4 protein-coding genes and 1 pseudogene are annotated in these 6,420 nt (G+C 73.6%); 1 reads left to right on the top strand and 4 read right to left on the bottom strand.

Annotated features, from left to right (window positions below):
• Window positions 1-1,411: pseudogene (locus D471_RS0109015) on the bottom strand (HEAT repeat domain-containing protein); the annotation flags it as partial.
• A gap of 10 nt (window positions 1,412-1,421) precedes the next feature.
• The gene (locus tag D471_RS0109010; RefSeq protein ID WP_017598321.1) at window positions 1,422-2,402 is read right to left on the bottom strand and encodes a DMT family transporter; all 981 of its coding nucleotides are present in this window, start codon (window positions 2,400-2,402) and stop codon (window positions 1,422-1,424) included.
• A 346-nt stretch (window positions 2,403-2,748) separates the two neighbouring features.
• On the opposite strand from D471_RS0109010, the gene D471_RS0109005 reads away from it, so the two are divergent.
• Window positions 2,749-4,176, top strand: coding sequence for an MFS transporter (locus tag D471_RS0109005; protein WP_017598320.1), 1,428 nt, complete (start codon window positions 2,749-2,751; stop codon window positions 4,174-4,176).
• Here the strand turns inward: D471_RS0109005 and D471_RS0109000 are convergent.
• Together D471_RS0109000 and D471_RS0108995 are read right to left on the bottom strand one after the other, a co-directional pair.
• Window positions 4,110-5,633, bottom strand: coding sequence for a hypothetical protein (locus D471_RS0109000; protein WP_017598319.1), 1,524 nt, complete (start codon window positions 5,631-5,633; stop codon window positions 4,110-4,112). The two genes, D471_RS0109005 and D471_RS0109000, sit on opposite strands and share 67 nt — an antisense overlap.
• On the bottom strand, window positions 5,630-6,420 hold a 791-nt coding region (locus D471_RS0108995), incomplete at its 5' end, for an ATP-binding cassette domain-containing protein (RefSeq protein ID WP_017598318.1). The genes D471_RS0108995 and D471_RS0109000, both read right to left, overlap by 4 nt.

Raw genomic sequence — 6,420 nt, 5'->3', positions numbered from 1 at the left:
CCCCCGCCGCTCGCACGGCCCATTCATCGCCATCGGCCAGCAGGTCGAGGACTTCCGGCAGGGCCGGAGCGGACGCCGCGCCCCACACGTCGAGCGTCTCGCAGAACGAGGCGCGTTTCTGCTGGTCGGAGCTGGACAGCAGCAGCTCGCGTACGGCGGGCAGCAGCGCGTCGACGTGCTCCGGGAGCCGGGCCAGCACCTCCGGGAGGGCGGGCAGGACGGCCATGTGGGGCGAGGCGGGGTAGTGGTCGAAGGCCCGGGAGAACCCCGACCGCTCGGCGTGCAGGGAGTCGATGAGTCCGGGCGTGCAGCGCGGGTCGTTCAGGCGGGCCAGCGCCCACAGGGCCGCCTCACCCACGGTCTGCCCCACCCGTGTGCCCCGGACCGCGTGGTCGTCGAGCAGGGCGGCGACCCGGTCGGCGTACGGGGCGGCGGCCGTGCCCAGGCAGGCCAGGAGTTCGACGGACCGGTACCGGACCTCGGGGGTCGGGTCGTCCAGTCGCGCGGCGATCGCGGGCAGCAGGTCGGGTACTGGGGAGCGCCACTCCCCGAGGACCTCGGCGGCGTGGGCCAGACCGCCGACCCGCTGCTCCTCGTCGGGGTGGTCGGCGAGCAGCCCCAGCGCGTAGGCGGTGGACGGCGGGGTCAGCAGACCCGCCGTCCGGAGCTGGAGACCGCGCGCACCGCACTCGAGCGTGGTGTGCCGCCACATCCCGACGCTGGCATCCCGCAGTGCCGTCAGGACCTGTTCCAGCTTCCGGGTGGGCAGATCGGGGTCCCCGGGCGCGAGCGCGTGGACGGCCGCCAGTCGGGACTGGGGGTCCGGTGCGTCGAGCAACCCGTTCAACAGGGCCAGCACCCGCCCGCCGTGCTCACCGACCGGCTCCCGTTGCGCCGCCGCGCCCAGGGCGAGGAGCAGGTCGAGGCGGGTGACGGGGTCGGTCTCCGCTTCCCAACAGCGCAGCAGCGGTTCCAGTACGGCCTCGCCGGGGTCGGCGCACTCCCTGACCACCTCAGCCGCCGCCCGCCGGATGCGTGGTTGCCGATCCCGGAGCAGGTCCAGCACCTCCGGCAGGGCCTTCTCCCACGCGGCGGGCCAGGCGGGATCGAGGAACCCCTCCTCCACCAGGCGTGACTCCGACACCAGTCGGGCGACGAGTTCCATCAGGGTGTCCCGCGCCGGGACGTGCGGCGAGGCCGCCAGGCGCACCACGAACGGCAGCGCGGCCGAGGCGGCGGGGCAGATCCACCCGCCCTGGTGGAACAGGTGGTCGAACAGGTCGAACGCCGCCTCGTCGGCGTCGTCCGGGTCCGGGGCCGCGCACCGCCGTAGGAGGTCCGGCACGTCCTCCGCGGACCCGTGGTTGTGCTCCAGTTCCGACCACGCGACCGCGTCCCACGCCTCACCCATGCGCGCGAGCCTACCGATCCGGTGCGCCGCCACCGCGCGCGGCCGTCGGGCCCGGGGCGCGTCCCCCGGGCCCGGACGGCCCCTGACGCCGCGGTTCGGGCGCCCGCAGGATCACCAGCCCCAGCGCGAGCACCGCCATCCCCGCCCAGGAGGCCGCGGACAGGCGTTCGCCGACCACGACCACGCCCAGCAGGGCGGCGACGGCGGGCTCGGCCAGCGTCAGGGTCGTGGCCACCGACGCCGGGGTGTGCCGCAGTCCCATCCCGAACAACCGGTAGGCGACGAACACGGTGAGCATCGCCAGGTGCAGGGCGACCAGCGCGCCGCTGGCCGTGGCCAGCCACGCGGTGTCGGCCGACAGCAGGACCGGGAGCGTGACCAGCCCGCCACCGGCGAACAGCGCGCCCATCACCGCGCCGGACGGGTGGCCTCGCCGGATCAGCGCCCCGGCGATGACCGCGTACAGCGCGTAGGAGGCCCCCGCGGTCAGGGCCAGGAACACGCCTGCGGCGTTTGCGCCGTCTCCTGCGGCCTCGGACCCGAACACGAGGACCGCGCATCCGGCCACGGCGGCCACGGTGGCCGCCGACCAGCGGCGGGTGGGGCGCACCCGTTCGGTCCACCAGGCCAGCAGCCCGGAGAACACCGGTGCGCTGCCCAGCGTGATCACGGTCGCGACCGCGACCCCGGCCTGGTCGACCGCGGGGTAGAAGGACAGCGGGTATCCGGCGACCGCGAGGGCGCCCAGGGCGAGTACCCACCGGGTGCGGGTGTCGGTGGCGCGGACCAGGGCCAGCGACCCGCGCCCGGTCAGGAACAGCAGGAGACCGCCCAGGGTCAGTCCCGCCGCCCCGATGGCCGCGGCGTGGGCGCCGTCCGGGGCCAGGGAGCTCGCGGTGCCCGTGGTACCCCACAGGACGGCGGCGCCCAGGACGGGCAGGGGGCCGCGGGCCATGCGGCGCCGCGCGGGCAGGGTGGTGTGGTTCGGCACGGTCGTGAACTCTCCGTCGTCGATGGATCGGGGATCGGCGACGGGCGCGCGACGAGGGACGTCCCGGCCCTCGAGCAGGGGACGTCGGGTGGGTCAGGCTCGGTCCGTGCGCCCGTTCAGGCGCACGGAGGGGGAAGCACGCGGTGCCGGTGAGTGTTCACGGATGCCATCCTAACCAGCCCCGGGCTGACCGGAATGTCCCGACTACAGACGGGTGTCCGAACTCACCACGGGACCGCGCACGGGTGAGTGGCCCGTAGCGGGGGCGTCACCGACGGGCAGTCTCCGGGCAACGGCGCCTTTCTAGCGTCGGCGGCGTCCGCGCACCCCCGCGAGAGGAACCCCCGTGAACCGCGAAGTACGCGACCGCCGTCCGCGCTGGATCGACCGCTGGGACCCCGAGGACTCCGCCTTCTGGGAACGGACCGGTCTGTCCGTGGCCAGCCGGAACCTGTGGTCCTCGATCTTCACCGAACACCTGGGCTTTTGCGTGTGGAGCCTGTGGTCGGTACTCGTCCTGTTCATGACACCCCAGGCCGGGTTCTCGCTCACCGCCGAGCAGAAGTTCCTCCTGCTCTCGGCCGTGGCGCTGTCGGGCGCCGTGCTCCGGGTGCCCTACACGCTGGCCACGGGCCTGGTGGGCGGGCGCACGTGGACCGTGGTCTCAGTGTCGTTACTCGTGGTGCCCACCGTGGTCGCGGCCGTCCTCGTCTCCCGCCCCGAGACGCCCTACCCCGTCCTGCTCGCCCTGGCGGCGACGGCGGGGTTGGGAGGAGGGAACTTCTCCTCCTCCATGGCCAACATCAATCACTTCTGGCCCGAACACCACAAGGGCCTCGCCCTTGGGCTGAACGCCGGGGGCGGCAACATCGGCGTGGCCACGGTGCAGTTCCTCGGTCTGGCCGTACTCGCCGTCCTGGGCGTCCACGCCGGGCGCTCCCTGCCGCTCCNGCCGCCCCTCTCCCTGCCGTTGCTGCTGCTGGGGGTCTGGGTGGCATGGCGGTTCATGGACAACCTGGCACCCGCGCGCGCACGGGTCCGGGACCAGGTGCGCGCGCTGCGGGAACGCCACTTCTGGATCCTCTCGCTGCTCTACGTCGGCACCTTCGGCTCGTTCATCGGCTTCGGTTTCGCGTTCGGGGTCCTGCTTCAGAGCGAGTTCGGCCGAGAACCCCTGGAGGCCGCCTCGATCGCCTTCCTCGGCCCGGCCGTCGGCTCCCTGGTCCGCCCGCTCGGCGGATGGCTCGCGGACCGGCTCGGCGGAGCCCGCGTCACGATCCTCGCCTTTCTCGGGATGGCCCTGGCCGGAGTCCTGGTCGTGCCGACTCTGGCCTGGTCTGAGGTGGGGCTGTTCACCGCCGTGTTCGCCGTGCTGTTCGCCCTCACCGGGCTCTGCAACGGGTCGACCTACAAGATGATCCCCGCCGTCTACGCCGCCCGGGCCCAGGACCTGATGGCGGCGGGCCGTTCCCCCGAGCGGGCGCGCGCTGAGACCAACCGGACCTCGGCGACCCTGCTCGGGCTGATCGGCGCGGTCGGCGCCCTGGGCGGGGTGGCGGTCAACCTCGCGCTGCGGGAGTCCTTCGGCAGGATGGACTCGGCCGTCCCGGCCTTCGTCCTCTTCTCCGCCTTCTACCTCCTGTGCGCCGCCGTCACCTGGGTCACCTACCGGCGGCGTCCCGGGGGCCGGCTCGACAGGGGGCGCCGTCACGCGCAGGTGGGCGCGGACTCCATCGGGAGGTCGTACTCCGGGTCGAAGGCGTATCGGGGGTAGCGCTCGTGCCAGTCGGTCGCGGTGGCCACCCGGTTCGCGTCCGTGGTGAGCGGGAGGCCGATCAGCTCCGCGAGGTCGGTCGTGGGCGTCTCCGGTGCGGTGAGCACCTCCCAGTGTTCGGCCAGGATCTTCGCGACCCGTGCGGAGGGCGTCTCCTCCAAGGCGCGCGCCACCTCCAGGTCGGTCGCCGAGGGGCCGAAGGAGGCGAGGTGGTAGCCGGTCTGCCGGACCGGGTCATCGCCCTCGGTCACGGTCTCGGCGCCGACCGTCGTCAGCCAGTACATGAGGGGGAGACGGGCCTGTCCCGTGGCCCAGCACGGGCCCTCGAACTCCGCACGCAGCCCGAAGGCCGACCGGGACACCTGGTTTCGCAGGTCGAGCCGAAGGAAGGCGTCCTCGGGGCCGCCGAACACGAACACCCTGATGCCGCGCTCCTGGGGGAAGTCCGTCGCGCGGGTGAAGCCCCCACCGTCCTGCCAGACCACCGGGAGTCCGTCCCGGGCCCGCTCCGGCAGCACTTCCACGGGGGCGCTGAGCGCCTCGTGCCAGCTGTCCACCCACGGTTCGAACCCCGGCAGCGGGCAGTAGGTGATCCCCTCCCTGACCTGGCACTCGGTGTCCTCCCCGCCGTACAGGGCGTCGTCCGGGAAGCGGTGCTCCCACCCGTAGGCGGTGTTGGCGTACGCGGGGGCGGCCACCGCTCCGGAGAGGAACACGGCGGCCGCCCCGATCGCGGCGCCCCGTGCCGGGCCCCGCCGCGGGCGCGCCGCCAGCGCGACCGAGACGAGCGCCCCGAACACCAGCAGGAGGTAGACGAGGTAGAGGAGGGAGAGCACCGTGATCTGGGGCGACCTGGTCTCGAACGGATCCAGCGTGATGAGGGCCAGGTTCTCCACCCGGTGGACCACCTGCGGACCGATCGAGCTCAGCGCCGTACCCATGTACAGGTAGTAGGCCGGGACGAGCACCACGGGGATGATCAGCTGGGCGTAGGAGCGGGTCCACGCCGCCACCGCGACCGAGGCGGTGGGACCGCACAGGGCGAGGACGAAGGGCGCGGCGCGGGCGTACGGGCTCACCGTCCCGTGCGTGGGGCCGTCGGCGAACCAGTGGCAGGCCGCGGCCACGCCCGCCTGGGAGACCAGGGTCACCAGGGCGGCCGCGGCCAGCAGGGACCACAGCCGTTCGGTCCGGCTCACGGGGGCGACGAACACCCGCGAGTAACGCGCCTCGCGGACCGCGGGGAAGGTCGTCACCACGAACATCACGGCCGCGACGAAGATCCCCGCCGTCTCCATCGAGTTCTGCACGTCCAGAGCGGTGGTGTAGGGGAAGAGCCCCAGGGCGTGGCGGGCGAACAGCGCGGTGGCTCCCAGCCCCACGTACAGCAGCGGGTTGGCCGCGATCCGCGTGGCGTTGAGGGCGGTCAGCCGCGTCACGGCGACGGCGCGCCTCACCGGGCGCCCTGTTCCACACCGGTGAGCAGGAGGTAGGCGTCCTCCAGGGTGGGATCGACCTCGACACGCTCGCCGTCCGCGCCCGACGGTTCCGTCCCGTCGGGGGTGAGCACGCGGTGGCGGCCGTCCGCCAGCCGCCAGGTGGTCACTCCCCTCCGAGGGCGTTCGCGCTGTACCCAGACCCGGCCCTTCGCCCGTTCCACCAGGTCGCCCGGCGTGCCGTCGAAGACCACACGCCCCCGGTCCAGGCAGACGACACGGCGGCACAGCGCCGCCACGTCCTCGATCTGGTGGGTGGACAGGACGACGGTGCTGCGGGTCGCCAGCTCCGAGACCAGGTCGCGGAAGCGGATCCGCTGTTCCGGGTCCAGACCGATGGTGGGCTCGTCCAGCAGCAGCAGTTCGGGGTCGCCGAGGAGGGCGCAGGCCAGCCCCAGTCGCTGCCGCATCCCGCCGGACAGGCGGCGCACCCGGCTGTGGCGGCGGTCGTACAGACCCACCCGGTCCAGGTTGCGCCGCACCTCGTCGTGGCGTTCGCGGCGCCCGCCCATCTCCTTGAGGACCGCCACATAGTCCACCAGGCCGAACGCGGTGAAGTGCGGGTAGAACTCGGGGTTCTGCGGTAGGTACCCCAGGCGGCGCCGGATCTCGGTTCGCTCGGGGGCGCGGCCGGGGTCGCGGCCCAGCAGCCGCAGTTCGCCCCGGCTGGCCTCCAGATCGGTGGCCAGGCACCGCAACAGGGTGGTCTTGCCGGCTCCGTTGCGGCCCAGCAGACCGGTCACCCCCG

Origin of the sequence: Nocardiopsis lucentensis DSM 44048 (genome assembly GCF_000341125.1) — a bacterium.
In the GTDB taxonomy this organism is placed as follows: Bacteria; Actinomycetota; Actinomycetes; order Streptosporangiales; family Streptosporangiaceae; genus Nocardiopsis; species Nocardiopsis lucentensis.
The sequence above is the reverse complement of the archived record's forward strand: the minus strand, read 5'-3'. Positions and strand labels throughout refer to the sequence as shown.